General features: G+C 63.4%; 12 protein-coding genes. 3 read left to right on the top strand and 9 right to left on the bottom strand.

Annotated elements, in window-relative coordinates; all coding sequences use genetic code 11:
- Positions 1-66: 66 nt before the first annotated feature.
- Complete coding sequence (locus tag ACSBOX_RS20455) at positions 67-1,062, bottom strand: substrate-binding domain-containing protein (protein WP_442544102.1); 996 nt, start codon at positions 1,060-1,062, stop codon at positions 67-69.
- Between the two features lie 258 nt (positions 1,063-1,320).
- Between ACSBOX_RS20455 and ACSBOX_RS20460 the strand changes: the two genes are divergently transcribed.
- Positions 1,321-2,181: a sugar phosphate isomerase/epimerase family protein gene (locus ACSBOX_RS20460; RefSeq protein ID WP_442544103.1), complete on the top strand. Its 861-nt coding sequence runs from the start codon at positions 1,321-1,323 to the stop codon at positions 2,179-2,181.
- A 189-nt stretch (positions 2,182-2,370) separates the two neighbouring features.
- Positions 2,371-3,465, top strand: coding sequence for an FUSC family protein (locus ACSBOX_RS20465; RefSeq protein WP_442544104.1), 1,095 nt, complete (start codon positions 2,371-2,373; stop codon positions 3,463-3,465).
- Here the strand turns inward: ACSBOX_RS20465 and ACSBOX_RS20470 are convergent.
- Complete coding sequence (locus ACSBOX_RS20470) at positions 3,413-4,207, bottom strand: SDR family NAD(P)-dependent oxidoreductase (RefSeq protein WP_442544105.1); 795 nt, start codon at positions 4,205-4,207, stop codon at positions 3,413-3,415. The two genes, ACSBOX_RS20465 and ACSBOX_RS20470, sit on opposite strands and share 53 nt — an antisense overlap.
- A gap of 175 nt (positions 4,208-4,382) precedes the next feature.
- Here ACSBOX_RS20470 and ACSBOX_RS20475 point away from each other — a divergent pair, with 175 nt between their 5' ends.
- On the top strand, positions 4,383-4,718 hold the full coding sequence (locus tag ACSBOX_RS20475) for a hypothetical protein (RefSeq protein ID WP_442544106.1): 336 nt from the start codon (positions 4,383-4,385) through the stop codon (positions 4,716-4,718).
- 350 nt (positions 4,719-5,068) lie between these two features.
- Here ACSBOX_RS20475 and ACSBOX_RS20480 read toward each other — a convergent pair whose 3' ends face one another.
- The 7 genes from ACSBOX_RS20480 to ACSBOX_RS20510 form a co-directional block, all read right to left on the bottom strand.
- On the bottom strand, positions 5,069-5,278 hold the full coding sequence (locus ACSBOX_RS20480) for a YegP family protein (protein ID WP_442544107.1): 210 nt from the start codon (positions 5,276-5,278) through the stop codon (positions 5,069-5,071).
- A 60-nt stretch (positions 5,279-5,338) separates the two neighbouring features.
- Entirely contained in the window at positions 5,339-6,160 is an 822-nt protein-coding gene (locus ACSBOX_RS20485) for a class C sortase (RefSeq protein WP_442544108.1), read from the bottom strand.
- 232 nt (positions 6,161-6,392) lie between these two features.
- Complete coding sequence (locus tag ACSBOX_RS20490; protein ID WP_442544109.1) at positions 6,393-7,865, bottom strand: SpaH/EbpB family LPXTG-anchored major pilin; 1,473 nt, start codon at positions 7,863-7,865, stop codon at positions 6,393-6,395.
- 43 nt (positions 7,866-7,908) lie between these two features.
- Positions 7,909-11,292: a DUF7927 domain-containing protein gene (locus ACSBOX_RS20495; RefSeq protein WP_442544110.1), complete on the bottom strand. Its 3,384-nt coding sequence runs from the start codon at positions 11,290-11,292 to the stop codon at positions 7,909-7,911.
- A 229-nt stretch (positions 11,293-11,521) separates the two neighbouring features.
- Complete coding sequence (locus ACSBOX_RS20500; RefSeq protein ID WP_442544111.1) at positions 11,522-14,140, bottom strand: SpaH/EbpB family LPXTG-anchored major pilin; 2,619 nt, start codon at positions 14,138-14,140, stop codon at positions 11,522-11,524.
- A 107-nt stretch (positions 14,141-14,247) separates the two neighbouring features.
- On the bottom strand, positions 14,248-14,604 hold the full coding sequence (locus tag ACSBOX_RS20505; RefSeq protein WP_442544112.1) for a GNAT family N-acetyltransferase: 357 nt from the start codon (positions 14,602-14,604) through the stop codon (positions 14,248-14,250).
- Positions 14,601-15,947, bottom strand: a complete 1,347-nt coding sequence (locus ACSBOX_RS20510; RefSeq protein WP_442546078.1) for an acyltransferase family protein — start codon at positions 15,945-15,947, stop codon at positions 14,601-14,603. Before ACSBOX_RS20510 ends, ACSBOX_RS20505 begins: the two co-directional genes overlap by 4 nt.
- Positions 15,948-16,036: the final 89 nt, after the last annotated feature.

Below are 16,036 nucleotides of genomic sequence, written 5' to 3' on the forward strand. Positions count from 1 at the left end.
AATACCTTTCTTCTCCATCAGCCCGCGCGGCAAGGAAATCTTGCCGCGCGGGCTGAGCGGCCATCGTTAGCGGATGCCCTGCTGAACGAACTTCAGAACATCGGAAATGTTGGACTTGTCAACGATCGTCGGACCCGTGAGGACAGGCTGCCCGCCACCGATCTTGAAACCACCAAGCTTGTTCTGCCAGATTGCGTCAATGGACAAGTAGCCCTGGAGCCACGGCTGCTGGTCCACAGTGAACAGGACCTTGCCATCGTTGATCGCCTGCGCCAGCGCGGGGTTCAAGTCGAAGCTGGCAACCTTGATCGGGCTGTTGGCATCCGCTACGGCTTTGAGAATTGTCAAGGTGAAGGGAGCGCCCAACCCGATGATCACGTCAGCATCCTTGCTGGCCTGAAGTTTCGCGGTCGCAGTGGACTGCACTGCCGTCATATCGGCCCCGTTGACATATAGGATCTCGGTCCCGGGCACCTTCGTCTTCACGCCTGCGCATCGCTGTTCGAGTTGCACCTGTCCCTGTGACATGATCACGCAGATGGGGTGCTTGTAGCCCTGGGAAGCCAGCTTGGCGCCGACCGCTTCGCCAGCCAGGGTCTCATTGGAACCGAAGTGGGTGAACGCCCCCATCTGCGCGGAGACGTCACCGCCGGCGTTGAAGCTCACCACCGGGATGCCGGCGTCGGTGGCCTTCTTCAGCACGTCCTTCATGGCGCCTGGGTTGGCGATGGTGACGGCGATGCCATCAACCTTCTGGTCGATGGCCTGCTGCACCAGCTGGGACTGGCGACCCGCGTCGGCGTCGCTCGTATAAAGAACCTCGACATTGTCCTTCGCGGCCGCCGCCTCCGCGCCCTTACGGACGATGTCCCAGAACGTGTCGCCGGCCTCGGCGTGGGTGATGAGCGCTACCTTGATCCGGGGAGTGCTGGCGGCTTGCCCGCCTCCGGCGGCGTTGGCGCTGTCAGCCGGCTTCCCGCCTCCGCTGGAGCATGCCGCCAGTGCCAGAAGCGGTACTACGGCCAGCGCCACTGCGCCCCGCCGCCAATTGAACTTTGCCACGTGAAATCTCCTTTGATGTCGCGTATTTCGACCGTCGCCCGCGTTTCCTGTGCCTTCGAAGGCAGTGTGGGAGGCCGGAACCATCTAGCTGTGAACGGATGCGATCCACTTCGCGATGTGATCCAGCTCGCTTTGTGGAACGCTCCAACGCTAAATCAAGGCTTGACCAATTGTCAATGGAGCGTTCCAATTGGATTGTGACTGGGTGTCCATGCCCTCACCTGCCGTAACTAGCCGCGCACTGTCGCGAGGAGAACGATGACGTACTCAAGCACACCCGAACTAATCGCGACCTGCTGGACCAGCGCAGGAGACGTCGCGCCTTTGACCAACCCCGAGACAAGCCCGGTCCCCCTCGGCGAGCGACTGGAAGCCATCGCCTCTACCGGATGGGCAGGGTTCGGATTGGCGTACGACGACCTGGTGGCCGCAAGGGACACCATCGGATTCTCCGGCCTCAGGAAACTCATCGATCAAGCAGGTTTCCGCCACGTTGAAGTCGAGCTCCTGAGTAATTGGTGGGACGAATCCCGCTCCCACGAATGGAAGCCGCAATTCGAACTGCTCCTCGATGCCGCTGAAACGCTTGATGCGCGATTCATCAAGGTAGGAACGGCGTTCGGTGAGCCCCTGGATGATCTCGATTTCCTCGTGGGGCCGCTCCGTCGCCTGTCGAAGGAAGCCTCGGGAAGAGGGACGCGCATTGCCCTCGAGCCCATGCCGTTTTCGATGGTCGGCTCCATGCCCGCGGCCGCCGAACTCATGCGATCGGTCGATAGGCCGGAATGCGGCCTGGTGGTTGACTACTGGCACGTCTTCCGGGCCGGCACGAGCTTGGATGAGCTGTCCCGCAGCCTCACCCCTGAGCAGATTTTCGGCGTCGAACTCAATGACGCTGACGCGGAAATCAAGGGGACACTCTTCGAGGACACCCGGGACAACCGCCGTCTTTGCGGAGAGGGCGACCAAGACGTCACCGGGTTCATCACAACCCTTCAGGCGATCGGCTTCAACGGGCCGTGGGGCGTGGAAATCCTCTCCGAACAACACCGCTCACTTCCGGTGCGCGAGGCGCTGGAATCCGCCCGCTCGACGGCGTTGCAATGCTTCCCGGCCTGACCCGCCTCCCCCCAACCCAACTAACTCGCATTAGATGTCGTTATGAGGCCCCAAAACGGCATCTAATGCGAGTCAGTTGGGCGGGGACGGCGGGGACGCACAAGGAAACGTTGTGACCCAGCTAATGGCGCAGATCTTGGGGTGCTGATAACTTCCCAATGATCGGCTGAATTGATTGGTGGTGTCCCGATGCGATCAATCATGGCCCATGCCCGCGCGCTTCACACGGTTCCGCCGGCAAGCAACGATCACTTGGCCGCGGTTCGCGTCGCGCTGAGCGTCGCAGTCCCGGCACTTGCCCTTCTCGCGGTTGGCCGGGCGGACCTCATCATCTACGCCGTGTTCGGCGCTCTGACCGGCATGTACGGGCGTGCCGAATCGCACCAACTGCGGCTCAAGCACCAGGCACAAGCAGCCGCGGCGCTCCTGGCCGGCGTCTCCGTGGGCACGTTCCTGTCCGTCTCCCATATCCATTCATGGGGATTGGTGGTGGTCGAGGCGCTCCTGGCGGGCGTGGGCTCGTTGTTCTCGGACAAAGTGGGGCTCAAGCCCAACGGCCCGTTCTTCGGAATCCTGGCCCTTGGAGCATGCGCTTCGGTCCCCGCACACGTCCCGTTCCTTGCCGCCGTCCTGATCTGCGCGGCATCGGCAGCGTTTTCGATGGTGGTGGGGTTTGCCGGGTGGCTTCGATACCGGGTGTGGGAACGCGGCGCAGTCCGGGACATACCGGTTTCCTCGGCGCAGCTGCGTCAAGCAGCCGGGGTTCACGCGGCACGGTATGTGCTCGCCGTCGGCGCGGCAGGTGCTTGTGGAGTGCTCACAGGCAGCGGCCACCCGCACTGGGCCATGGCCGCTGCAGCCGTTCCGCTGGCGGGAGCCGATATGCCAAGCCGGCTACATCGCGGCATCCACCGCATTGTGGGGACGTTCCTCGGATTGGCGATTGTCGCCGTCGTGCTCTTTCCCGGACCACTGTCACCGCTGCAGTATTTCCCCGGTCAAACCGCCCTCATCCTGGCCCTGCTGGTGATCGGTTTCCAATTTCCGACCGAGTTGTTCATGGCCCGGCATTACGGCTGGGCGATGGTGTTCTTCACTCCCGTCATCTTGCTCATGACTCAGTTGGCTGCGCCCTCGGATCCGGGCGTGCTTGTCCTGGAACGCGGCGTGGAGACGCTCGTGGGAGCCGTGATCGGGATTGCGGTGGCAGTCCTGGTCCAGGCGCGCCGGCTTACTTCGCTGGACCGGGTTGCTTCGCCGCGAGGCGGGGCGGACCCGACGTAAGCTTCGCCGGCAGGAAACGCATGACGGCGGTGATCGCTTTGTACCGCTTCGACGGGATGGACACCCCTTTGCCCTTGGCGTTGTCTTCCAGCCCTTCCCGGACAACGCGCTCGGCCGTGAGCCATAAAAAGCGCGGAGCCACCGACTTGTCCATGCCCATGCGATCGTGGAATTCCGTGTGGGTGAAGCCCGGGCAGACCGCGGTGACTTTCACTCCGCTGCCGGCATAGGCGGTGTTCGCCCAACGGCTGAAGCTGACCTGCCAAGCCTTGGCTGCCGAGTAGCTCCCCCGGTTAGCGAATGCCGCAACGCTCGCAACGTTGATGATCCGGCCGGACTTGCGCGCCAACATCACGCCCAACGCCGCGTGACACAGCTCCATGGGCGTCTGGACATGCAGGCGCAAATGCCGCTTTTCGTCTTCCACATCGTTCTTCTCGAAAGAATTCAGCAAACCTATTCCGGCATTGTTTACTAGCACGTCCACTGGCCGTGAAGCGTCCCGCAGCCTGGCCGCGACGGCTGCAACCCCGCCGTCGGAGGTCAAGTCTGCGGGCAGGACCTCCGCGGAAATACTGAAGTCCCGCGAAAGCGCCTCGGCGCTTGCCCGCAGCCGTCCTTCGTCACGGGCCACGAGGACGAGGTGGTGGCCGGATTCGGCCAGTTGGCGCGCGAATTGGGCACCGAGGCCGGCAGTAGCACCGGTAACCAAAGCGGTGAGTTCGTTGGCACGAGTTGTCATGCGCCCAGACTAACCCCGTTAACCCTCCGTGTGGTGATGTACGCCCCGGCCGTCAAACGGCATCTCGACGGCGGTACTCGTTCGTTTCCTGTGCTCGCGGTAGAGTGCCTCAAAAGTGCGCCCGTATAAACCCGCCGAAGGCGGGGCTACGGCTGCCAAAAAGGGGGAACAGACAGTGGACGAAGCTCATGCCAGGATTGAATTCCGCGAAATCGACGAGCACGGTAATTCGCTGGAGCATCACCTAGAGACACCTGAAGCCGTCCGAAGGGGCTCGGTGAATCCGTTCATCATTGGGCTGTGGGCACTGGAGGTGGCGCTCGTCATAGGCATCATGGTGATCATCAACGAGGCTATGGCCCCTTTCAACCCCAGTCCGGGAAATACGATGCCCACCGCGTACATCCTGATGAATATGACTCCGCAGCTTCTCCATGCCGCCGCCCTGATCCTGGCGACACTGCTGTTCTGGCACGCTTGGCAATGGCAGAAACGGAAGGCCCAAAAGTAGGCAGCCGTCGTGGATGGCAGGACAGGCGCCGCGGCATTCGTCCCGCTTACCGCTAGGACGGAGGTGGCGTGCGGCCGGGGGTCTCAGATCCAGCCGCACGCCCTGCAAGGATCCATTGATCCCCGCACGCGCCCCGGGCCGTGAGTCGCATGGGGGCGCACGGCCCCATGGGCACGGCCTGGCATGCGGTCCATCGAGAACGAGCTCCTCCATAGCGGCCCCCAACAGGTCCGCCAGGAGTCTCATTCCATCCCAAGCCAGGCACTAACTATGTGTCGCGGGGGTGTGAATCGTGTCGCGAACGTCTCAAGTTATCTCCGGAAGAACCGTCGAAATGCCGGGTTCATGATTTACTCGGCGGGGCTGTCCTCGGGCATCGAACCGGTGAGATCAACGATGCTTCCCTTGGCCGCGGCTTCGCGTACTGACCAGATTGCTGCGATGGCCGCATCCTCGTCCTCAAAAGCCTTGGAAGTGAGCAGGACGTCTCCGTTTTCGGTGACGAGTTGGAACCGAAGCCGGGCGTCCGCGTCAACGTAGAGTTTGAATTGTGGGGCCATTGCGGTGCTTTCTTGTCGGGGTAGGTGCGCTTGAGGCCCTGCGTGCCTTAAGCGTTTGAATCATCGGCTTCGCCGGCGGTTCCACGCCCCGGAGGCCAGGTAGAAGATGAGCAAGCCGCCGATGAAATAGACCACCCAGAACGGGAACCCGATGGTGGATTGGCGTCCCGCGAGGGTTTTCTGTTCTGGCGCGTCTTTGGGGATGTCCGCGATCCGGGAGGCATGAACAAGGAGCCTGTGCGAGTTGACTCCGATGGGGGTACACGTGACCAAGGTGATGGAGTCCTGGCCCGGGGTGATTCTCAGTGAGGAGATGTCATCCGGCTTGACCACTTCGATCCTGTCCACTTTGTAGAGAAACGTGTGGTCCATGACGTCGGTGGAAAAGATATCACCCGTTTTCGCGCTGTGGAGGGGATTGAAGAGTTCCGCGTTCGGGATTCCCGAGTGCGATGTGAGCACGCTGTGAGTGCCGGGGCCGCCGACGGGAAGGGAAGAACCGTAGAGATGGCCGACTCCTTTGGCCAGGACGTCATCGCTGGTTCCGTGGAAGATCGGCAGATCGATGTTCAGGGACGGGTATCGGAATCTTCCGATCACCTCGTCGTTGGCGACGTTGAGCTGGCTCTGATAATCCCGCAGCTGCCCTTCCAAAGCCGGGGTCGGGGCGTGGGCGGAGTACGGGTCCCGCAGTTGTCCGGCGGGGATCCGAGAGTTGTATTCGCGTGCCCGGTCCAACACTTTCGTCCGGGCCGAGGGTTCAAGCTGTTCGACTTCCTGCGCGTAGCCGGAAAGTTGGTTGTTGTGGGATATCGAGCTGAACCAGTCGGCTGCCTGGGGGTAGAGGACCAGACCCAGACCGATGGCGGCGACGACCATCATGGTCACAAGTCTCCGGTCGGCATGGCAACGCCTGATGTTTGTGCGTCCACGCCCACCTTTTCGGGGGCGCCGACGGTGGTTGTTCGAACCGGTTTCGGAACCCTCCATGAATTCCTTGAGGGTTTGAGTCATTGGGACCTCTTGCTGTGATGGACGGGAACACTATGGGGCATCCACCGGTTGGTGGATGCCCCATAGCCTGCATCAAGGGGTGCAAGTCGCCGAGGGATGGTTACTTTGCCTCGTTGCGCTTCCGGCGGCCCGTGACCATGAACAGGCCGGCGCCCGCCAGCACGAGGATCCCGCCGGCAGTCAGTGCCCACGTTCCCACGCCACCGGTGAGCGGCAGCTGGAACCCGGCGTTGGCCAACACGTTGTCGATCGTCACTGTCACGGCGGACGGGTCAGTGCTGCTGACCGTGGTCTCAACGGGCTGTGCAAGCAGGGCATAGCCGGCCGGGGCCTTGGTCTCGACCAGCCAGTACGACTGGTAGCCCGGCTGACCCGGGTTCACTGTTGCCCCGTTGGCCCAGTTGGAGTAACGCAGGCCGGAGATCACCAGGTTCCCGCTGGCGTCTGTGGTCCAGGAACTGGCGCCTCCGACGCTGATCGCGTTCGTACCGGCCAGTGCATCGGCACGGCTCGGGTACACCGAGAACACGGCACCGGCCAGGGCCGCGGACGTCTGGGAATCCTTCTTATGCAGCACGATGTTGCCCCACTTGGTCACCGCCACCGGAGGCGTGACCACCGGACCACCGGGCTGGCCCGGGGTGATGTTGAAGCTGGCCGCGTTCGGGTAGACAAGGGCCGAGTTCGTGATTTCACCGACCGTGTTCACTGTGGTGTTCACCGTGACCAGGACCTTGGCGGTGGGGTTCGCAGCCAGGACGGCCCGGCCGCTGGCTGTGAAGTCGACCGTGAGGGTGTTCGAGGCCGTATCGAACACGATGGTGTAGTCCGTGTTCAACACCAGCGCCGCGTTGTTCGAAAGCGTCACCATCGAGTTCGTGTAGCTCAGCTTCGGATCCATCTTGTCCACGACCCGGTACCCATCGATCGGGTTGACATTGGGGATATCGGAGGTGATGGTCCACTGGACGTTGTCGCCGAGCTTGAGGACCGCGGCATCGTTCACGGTCTTCGTGGCTGTCGTCACGGCGTTCTTAGGGTAGACGTTCACGTCATACAGCCAACTGTTCTGGTTGCCCGGATCCGTCATGGGAAGGGTCACTAGGAACGGCGCCGAAGGAGTGACACCTGCCGGGTAGCCGGTCTCCGTCACCAGGTACAAGCCCAAGGGAAGGTTCCCCAGGATCGCCGTTCCGGTCGCGTCGGTGGTCGTAGTGGAGCCGGGGCTGGCCGCCTGCGCCGCGGCCTGGGCCGGTGTCAGGGCGGCCGCGGCCGTCCAGCCCGCATTGCTCGTCAGGTCAATGTTGTTGACCTTTTGCACCGTGAACGTCACCCCGGCCATCGGGGTCAGTGCCGCGGTCTGGGCCGGGGTCAGGGCCGTTCCGTCGTTGGGCAGGTTGCTCGGAGTGGCCGGCTTCTCGTACTTGTGGATCGTCAACGAACCCGTCTTGGACGGATCGATGTTCGCGGTGTTCGCCGCGAGTGCACCCCCGGCTCCGAGGGCTAGCATCCCGGCTGAGGCTATTGCGGCCAAAGAGGCTACTACGCCGCGCCTCACCTTCGATGATTTCATCGTGTTCCTTTCTTGTTCCCCCATTGATTTGCGCGGAGCTGCGCTACGGAGTGTGGGTTTGTGGGGTCTTGTTCGCTCGCCTGGAGATGATGAGGGCGAGGGAAGTCATGAGCGCGAGAATCCCGAGAACTGTGCCGCCGAAGAGGCCGGCTGTGCCTGGCCCGCCGGCGGATGGAAGCTTGACGGCCGCCATATCCAGGACGGTGATAGTCGAGCCGTTTGCCGTTACCGAGGTTCCCGCGGTGGCCGCGTCCAAGGCGATGCTGCCGTTCGCCGCTACGGTGAACTTCACGGGAGTGGCCAGGAGAGAGTAGCCGCCCGGGGCTTTGGTCTCGAGCAGCCAGTATGTTCCTGGAAGCATGTTCCTGACCTCAACCAGTCCGGGCGGCCCGGGCACTGCGCTGTTCACGCCGATCACAGTGGGACCCATTTGCCCGGCAGCATCGTTGCGGATCTCAAAGGTCGATCCAGGCAGCGGGACGGTGGAACCCTGGGTTGGACCGGGCCCTGCCTTTTGCACGAACAGGTGGCCCGAGGTGGGATTCCTGGTGAAACATGCAGGGTCAAGCGGCGCCGCGCTCCCGGTCACGCATCGCGCCGGAGGGATGACCCCGTTGCCGGTCGCCCCGTTCTTCACCGTGACGAGCCATGCATTAGGGTTGACCGTCACCGTATAGGTCAACACAGCTGTGCCGTTGCCCGGGAGCGTGAATGGAGGCGTGGCCAGCTTGTTGTCGGTGCCGGGATCAGGAATTGCGACGGCGGCGCCGCCGTTGATGGTCAGTCCCGCCGAGTTGCCGGTGAACGCAGCGTTGTTCAGGACCTGGCTCAGGTCATCGCTGAGGATGACACCAGAGATGGGATTGACCGTGGAATTGGTAGCGGTGACCGTGTAGGTGATCACCCTGCTCGCAGCCGGGTCGCCCGGATTGATGGAGGATCCGGAAGCGGGGGATGCCGTCTTGCCCAGCGTCCATGAGCCCACGGGGTTGACGGTGCACGTGGTGCTGCCTGCCGGGCAGCTCGTTGGCGGAGTGATGGTGGTTGAGGGTGTCAGGTAATTCTCGAGCGAAGCGTCACCCAGGTTACCGAGGCTGTTGACCTTCACCTGATAGATGACGATGCTCTTCGCGCCAGCGGCCGCGGTGCCCGCGATGGCCAGGGTTTTCGTTGCTGCCCCCGAATTGTTCGTGACAAGCAAGGGAGTGCCGGTAGTGGTGATGGAACCGGCCACGAAGCTCGAGGCATCCAAGACGTCCCCGAGCCAGTCGGTGTAACTGACAATGGCCGGGGCGGTGCCGCTCGTGTTGTCGAAAACCAGCGAGTACGTCAGGACCTGCCCGGGCTGGACCATGGTCCCGGCGGGCGGGTCAACGGTCTTCGAGGCCACCAGGTTGGGCAACGGGGTGACGCAAGCGGAGTTGTCCGTCGTCGGGCCGTGTTCCTGGCCAGGCGGCAGGGAGACCGAGTTGAACAGGCCGGTGCCTGGGCCTGCGCACACCGCTGGCTGGTTGGTGTTCGTGTAGTGGAACGTCACGGCGAGATTGAAGGTTTGCGTGACTCCCGGGCCGATGGCGATTCCCGGCTGGGCCAGCGCGTATGGACCGGGTGTCGGCGACGAGCCGCCAGCAGGAGCGCCAACCCCTGACGTCGTCCAGGAAGCGCCCGTGACGGCAAGGTTCGGAGCGAACGCCGGAGTGTCGGCCAGGGTGCCGTAGGCCCCGGTCGCCGAACCGGTGTTGGAAACGGTGACGGTGTAGTTTGCGACGAAGTTGCCGTTCGTATCCGGACCGGTGACCGCGCCTGCCTGCTTGGCTACGTTGATGATGGGCTGAGCCGTGTTTGACAGGGTGCAGCTAATGTTAGCCCCCGCCACCGGCGTGATGGCCAGCGGGCCGGTGAAAGTTGCGCCGTTGGGCAATCCGGTCTGCAGGCCGAACGAGTCTGTGCAGGTCATGGTGCCGGCATACTTCGCCAGGTTCGCCGTGCCCGCACCCGCTTCGGTCAGGGTGTACGTTGTTCCGGCCGTCGCCACATAGGCCCCGGTTGTGCCGGTTCCGGGCGTGACCGTGGATCCGGCGCCGGTCGTGGTCGAGCTCGTGGTGTCGTTGACCACCGGGCCTGTCGCGCCACCAGTACGGATCTGCATCGTGAACTGGTCCGTCGCTGCCCCGCGCGGTGCTCCGAGCGCCTTGCTCAGGGTGATCCGGGGCGCCCGAACGGTCAGGCTGGCGTTCGCTGGAGGGTTGAGGTTGGTCACGATGTTGGCCGGGCCGTTGACATACGTCCCCTCCGCCGCCGCGGTCACGTTGAACGTGATGGTGCAGGATGCCTGCCCCACGGCAAGGTCACCGCCTGTGGCCGTGAAAACATTCGAACCGGCGCTTCCCGTTCTGACGAAAGCCGCACCGCCCTGCTGGACACACGTCCCGCCGATCGCAGGCGTCGGGGCGATCACGACGCCGGCGGGGAGCGTATCGGCGATGCTCCAGTCGTTCTTCGCCTTCAGGTCGTTGGTGTTGGTCACGGTGAGCGTCACCGTGGACGTCTGGCCGGGAGCAATCAGTGCCGGCGAGAACGATTTATCCAACTGGGGTGTGACATCGACGATTTGGGGCAGGTCGAATGCCACATCGTTGCCGCTGCCGGTTGCTGTCGCGTTATACAGTGACAAGCCGAGCGATGCCGTCGACCCGGTCGGTAGCTGATAAGCAGCGGACTGCAGCTTCGTCACCTGAGTCGCCCAATTCGCAGGGTCTGTGCACGGGTTCAGCCCGGAGCTCAACACGATCGGGGTGCCGTTCACAATGAGGGAGAACGTCTCCTTCGGCTGATTTGCGCCGCCTGCCGCAGGACAGTTCACGGCAGCGAAGTAGGCAGAGACTGCGTAGTAGTGCCCCGGAATGGCGGGAATCGCGTTCGCACTGGCCGTCTTGAATTCGGTGCCTGCGGCGATTTGGCCTGTCGAGGAGTTGGTGAACGCCGAAAGTGCCTGGTTGCTGGCGGCCTGGCCCGCTGTCTGGCCTTGCGCCAAACCCAGTTGCACGGCCATCTGCTGAAGTTGTTGCCATGCTGATGGCGCGTTGTTCGAACATCCGGTGTCGGCTGACCATGACGGCTGCGGCGTAAGGGAGTTGAGGATCCACCCGTTGCACTGATTCCCAGCAGGCGTGTACTGCGGGTCTGCCGTGTACGTCATGTTGGCGGCAGCCGCACCACCGGTGTAGTTCAGAATACTGATCGCAGACGACGTCGCGTTCTGGTTGGAGAAGTTCTCGGTATAGACCGGGGTAGCTGCCTGGGGCACGCCCGGGGTGCCCGGCGTCGTCGCATGTGCGGGTGAAGGCAGCGTGGCCCCCAAACCAAGGCCGACAATCGTCGCGGTGAGGAGAATTGCCAGTAGCTTGGCTGGAAGGGACTGCTTCATAGGCTTTTCTTGCATCACTTTCGGGAGCGGGCACACAGGTGGTCTCTAGCCATCAAGTACGCGCTTCCCGCGATTCGTGTCGCAGAAAACAGATTCAAATTTTTGAATTAAGGAGCGAGAAACGGCCACCCACTGAAACAGTGGGAGCAATTCGCAGATCGTGACGCGAGAACGGGAAGGGATTTTCGGAACGTGGCATCAGCCCATCACGTTCCGGGCGGACCGCCGCCTATTTCGCTTCGGTTGGCCTCCGGCGCCCGGTGACCATGAACAGGGCTGCGCCGGCCAACACGAGGATCCCGCCCGCGGTCAGTCCCCAGGTTCCCATGCCCGTGAGCGGTAGCTGGAATCCGGCGTTCTGCTTGACATTGCCGATCGTCACCGTGACAGCAGAGGGGTCGTCGCTGATCACAGTGGTCTCAACTGGCTCGGCGAGCAGCCCGTACCCGGACGGGGCCTTGGTCTCGACCAGCCAGTACGACTGGTAACCCGGCTGACCAGGGCTGACGGCCTTACCGTTCGCCCTGTTGGAGTAGCGCAGGCCGGAGATCACCAGGTTCCCGCTCGCATTCGTGGTCCAGGAACTGACGCCTCCGACGCTGATCGCATTCTTACCGGCCAGTGCATCGGCACGGCTCGGATACACCGAGAACACGGCACCGGCCAGGGCCGCGGACGTCTGGGAATCCTTCTTATGCAGCACGATGTTGCCCCACTTGGTCACCGCCACCGGAGGCGTGACCACCGGACCACCGGGCTGGCCCGGGGTGATGTTGAAGCTGGCCGCGTTCGGGTAGACAAGGGCCGAGTTCGTGATTTCACCGACCGTGTTCACTGTGGTGTTCACCGTGACCAGGACCTTCGCCGTCGGGTTGGCAGCAAGGACCGCCCGGCCGCTCGCGGTGAGGTCGACGGTGAGAGTGTTGGACGCCGTGTCCAACACGACGGTGTAGTCGATGTTCAGCACCAACGCCGCGTTGTTCGAAAGCGCCACCGTCGAGTTCGTGTAACTCAACTTCGGATCCAGCCTGTCGACAATCCGGTACCCATCGATCAGGGTGACATTGGGGATATCGGAGGTGATGGTCCACTGCACGGGATCGCCGAGCTTGACTACGGACGCATCGTTCACGGTCTTCGTGGCTGTAGTCACGGCGTTCTTGGGGTAAACGTTCACGTCGTACAGCCAGCCGTTCCCCCCGGTGGGGTCCGTCATGGGAATCGTCACAAGGAACGGGGCCGAAGGAGTCACACCGGCCGGGTAACCGGTCTCCGTCACAAGGTACAGGCCCACCGGAAGATTCCCCAGGGTCGCGGTTCCGGCCGCGCCGGTGGTGACCGTCGAACCCGGGCCCGCTGCCTGCGCCGACGCCTGGGCCGGCGTCAGTGCAGCCGCCACAGCCCAGCCAGCATTCGTCGTCAGGTCAATGTTGTCCACCTTCTGCACCGTGAACGTCACCCCCGCCATCGGAGTCAGCCCCTGCAACTGGACCGCGGTCAGCGCCGTTCCGTCGTTAGGCAAGCCGGTCGCCGTCGCCGGCTTCTCATACTTGTGGATCGTCAACGACCCCATCCGCGAAACGGGGTTCGTGATGCCGGTCCCGGGATCAATTACCCTTGCCGTCTCCTTGGGGGCAGGTACTCCTTCGGGCACGATTGGCGCGGGCGCGGGAGGTTGCGGCACCGCGGTGGCGGGCGGGTCCGACGTCGGCGCCGGGCTTGGCAGGGGTGCCGTCGGGCCACGTTCCGGCACGGACGGTGGGGCTGGTGCAGCGCTGTTTGGAACATTGGCTTCAGCGATTGGCGCCGGGCCGGTTTGTCCGAGCCACAGGAGGATGCCGGTAATCGCGAGGCCCCCGAGGACCATCGCGGCGACCGCAATCTTCCAGAATCCCCCCACCGAGCGCAGTCCGGCAGCGGCCGGTTCGGCCCCTCGCGGAAGGAATGGCTCGGCAAGGAACGGCTCGGAAAGAAAAGGTTCCGGGAGAACCCCTCCGGGGAAAAGCGACTCCAGCAGTCCGGCTCCGGGGAGGAATCCGGCGGTCACTGCCGGTGTGAAGACCACCCCGACCACCAAGGGGAAGACCAGGGCCCTCATGCCCGCCTGGACATCGTTGAGCTCCACGAGAACCGCCGTGCACTTCGGACACTCCTCCAAGTGCGCCTTGACCTTTTCGTACGATGCGCGTTTCAGGCCGCCACGTGCGTACTTTCCCAGCTGGCTCGAAAATTCAACACATGAGTCGTCGCTGACCACCGTGATGTGGTTTTGCAAGTAGGCCTGCCGGAGCCCTTCACGCGCCCGGATCACGAGCGAGGAGACGCCGTTGGGGCTCAATCCGATGAATGGTGCGGCCGCGGCAGGTTTCAGGCCCTCGATGTCCACATGCCAGAGGACGGCCTGCCAGCGTTCCGGAAGCGATTTGAACGCCTTCGCCATGGTGCTGGACTCGAAAGCGTCCAGCACGGTGTCCGCATCGACGGAAACCGTATCCAAGACGTCGACGTCGCCCACGATCTGGGTACGCCTGGCCTTCCGGTTCCGGTCGTAGGCAATACGCCGGACGGCGGTCAGAAGATAGGAGCGGAAGAACTGGTCCGGTCCCTTTCCCTCGGTGAGGGCTTGGAAAATCGAAGCGAACGCCTCGGCCACGACGTCGTCGGCGTCGCTGGCATTGTCGGTCTGGGCGCGGGCAACAAACTGGGCCGCTGCCACATGTCTCCGGAACAGCACATCAAATGCGGAAGCATCGCCGTCACGCACCATGGCCATGATGTGAGGGTCGCTGTGCCCGACAGCCAACGACGCGTCCCCGCCATTCGAACCGTCTTCTGAAACTTGCCCCATAGCAATCCAGTGTGACAGCCGAAATTGCATGTGACTTGAATCTTACGAAGGCCCGCCATAAGCAGCCACAGTTCCAGCGCTCCGCCCAAGATATCTAGGCGGGCCCGCTACTCGTTGTCCGGTTCCCCCACGGGCGGTTCCGGCGGCCAATCGACGTCGAGCTCGTAGCCTTCATGCTTTCTCAGATAGGCGGCGATGAACGGGCAATGCGGGATGATCCGCTTGCCGGAGGCGACGACGTCGTCCAAGGCAAAGTGCGCGAGGACCTTGGCCAGCCCGCGGCCCTTGAACTGCGCGCGCGTCTCGGTGTGGAGGAAATCAATGTGGCCGGGTTTGTCCATGAACTGCGAGATCACCGCTACTTCACCGTCAACCAGAAGCTCGTAGCGGTGGAATTTGTCATTCCTGACCGTTGTCACGCCCGGGCTGAACGACTCTTCGGTTGAATCCGTGAACTCAGTCATGAGTCGAGATTCGCACGTAAACCGGGCTCTGGCAATGGCACCGCAGGCCCGTCGGGAACCACTGCGGCAAGGACTCCGGCCGGCACCCGTCCCAGCAGTAACACTCCCAGCGCGAAGCACGCCGCTCCCCCACCGAGAAGGGTCAGCGTGAGTCCGTTAAAGGCGGCGTCCACCACCGGGATGAAGACCACGACGCCGGCAGTCACCACCGCGACGTGCGTCCTGCCGCGCGCGTGGATGGCCGCCGTCGGGCGCTCTTCGAGCCTGCCGCACAGCAGCAGGACCGGAAGCAAAAGCAGGAGGACGCCGAGCAGGACCAGGGGTCGGGCCCACCACCATTCGGCCGTACCTGCCGCCGGCTTGGGGAAGTCCGTGAGGAGCAGCAGCCCGGACATGGCGGCGAGCAGCGGCAAATGCCACAGATAGACCGTCATGGACCGCCTGCCCGCCACGGCCACTACCCAACGGATCCAGCGCACTCCGGCCACCCAGGCAAGACCGGGGCGCAGCAATTGGAGAGTTGCGGCTTGGGACAGACCCAAGAGCAGCATGCAGAAGTTCGGCGGATTGAGGTCCACGATCATGTTTCCGGAGTAGACCCCGATTCCTGTCACGAGCCCCAGCAGCAGGTTGCTGCCGACGATCAACCCGGCGAACCAGCCCCGGCTGCGTCCCGCGAAGATGCCGTCGGCGATGAAGAAGCCGAATTGCTGGACCGCGCACCACACAAAGAGCATGTTGACGAAGGCGAGCATCGGGAACGTCCCGCGCAACGAGTCCAGGGTGATTACGGCCGCCACGAGCCCGCTGAGGGTCAACCACGGGGAATGGCCATGCAGCCGGGCCAGCACGGGAACGCTCAATTGCGTAGCGAGGTACGCGGCCAGGAACCACAAGGGCATGCCCGCGCCTGTCGCGATGAGCTGGACTACCTGCGGGTCGACGCCAAGTAGCCGCGCGGCCCACAGCCCGATGAACATCGAGGCCAGCAGCGCGGTTGCCGGACGGATGAGGCGCAAGAGCCGCAATTGCGCGTAGTCGATGCCGGAGCCGCCGCGGGAGCGTAAGCGCCGCCATGACTCCAGTCCGGTGATGCCGCCGAGGACGAAGAACAGCGGCATCACTTGGAACACCCACAGAACGGGTTCGAACCAGTGCTGTTCCATCAGGGTGTTCTCAGTGGTGACGGTGCCATCGGGATGGAGGACCGGGCTGACCATCATGCAGTGCGAGAGCACCACCAGGATGAGGCAGAAGAACCGGGCGAGATCGATCACGGGATCACGTGAGCGGCCAAATGCGGCCATGCCCGCCGACGTCTTTTGTTGCCCCGAGAATCCCATCGCGCTCCCTCGTGAACTGCTGAGATCATTGTCCGCCCGCTCGACGGTGGGAACCAGAGCGTGCGACGGCGTGAATTCGTGGGTGCGGC

The sequence above is a fragment of the Arthrobacter sp. KN11-1C genome, from assembly GCF_052180225.1.
Lineage (GTDB): Bacteria > Actinomycetota > Actinomycetes > Actinomycetales > Micrococcaceae > Arthrobacter.

Excerpts from the sequence above, each read along its gene's own strand:
- ACSBOX_RS20460 (WP_442544103.1), top strand. The coding sequence starts at position 1,321 with ATGACGTACTCAAGCACACCCGAACTAATCGCGACCTGCTGGACCAGC.
- ACSBOX_RS20465 (WP_442544104.1), top strand. The coding sequence starts at position 2,371 with ATGCGATCAATCATGGCCCATGCCCGCGCGCTTCACACGGTTCCGCCG.
- ACSBOX_RS20470 (WP_442544105.1), bottom strand. The coding sequence starts at position 4,207 with ATGACAACTCGTGCCAACGAACTCACCGCTTTGGTTACCGGTGCTACT.
- ACSBOX_RS20480 (WP_442544107.1), bottom strand. The coding sequence starts at position 5,278 with ATGGCCCCACAATTCAAACTCTACGTTGACGCGGACGCCCGGCTTCGG.
- ACSBOX_RS20485 (WP_442544108.1), bottom strand. The coding sequence starts at position 6,160 with ATGATGGTCGTCGCCGCCATCGGTCTGGGTCTGGTCCTCTACCCCCAG.
- ACSBOX_RS20490 (WP_442544109.1), bottom strand. The coding sequence starts at position 7,865 with ATGAAATCATCGAAGGTGAGGCGCGGCGTAGTAGCCTCTTTGGCCGCA.
- ACSBOX_RS20495 (WP_442544110.1), bottom strand. The coding sequence starts at position 11,292 with ATGAAGCAGTCCCTTCCAGCCAAGCTACTGGCAATTCTCCTCACCGCG.
- ACSBOX_RS20500 (WP_442544111.1), bottom strand. The coding sequence starts at position 14,140 with ATGGGGCAAGTTTCAGAAGACGGTTCGAATGGCGGGGACGCGTCGTTG.
- ACSBOX_RS20505 (WP_442544112.1), bottom strand. The coding sequence starts at position 14,604 with ATGACTGAGTTCACGGATTCAACCGAAGAGTCGTTCAGCCCGGGCGTG.
- ACSBOX_RS20510 (WP_442546078.1), bottom strand. The coding sequence starts at position 15,947 with ATGGGATTCTCGGGGCAACAAAAGACGTCGGCGGGCATGGCCGCATTT.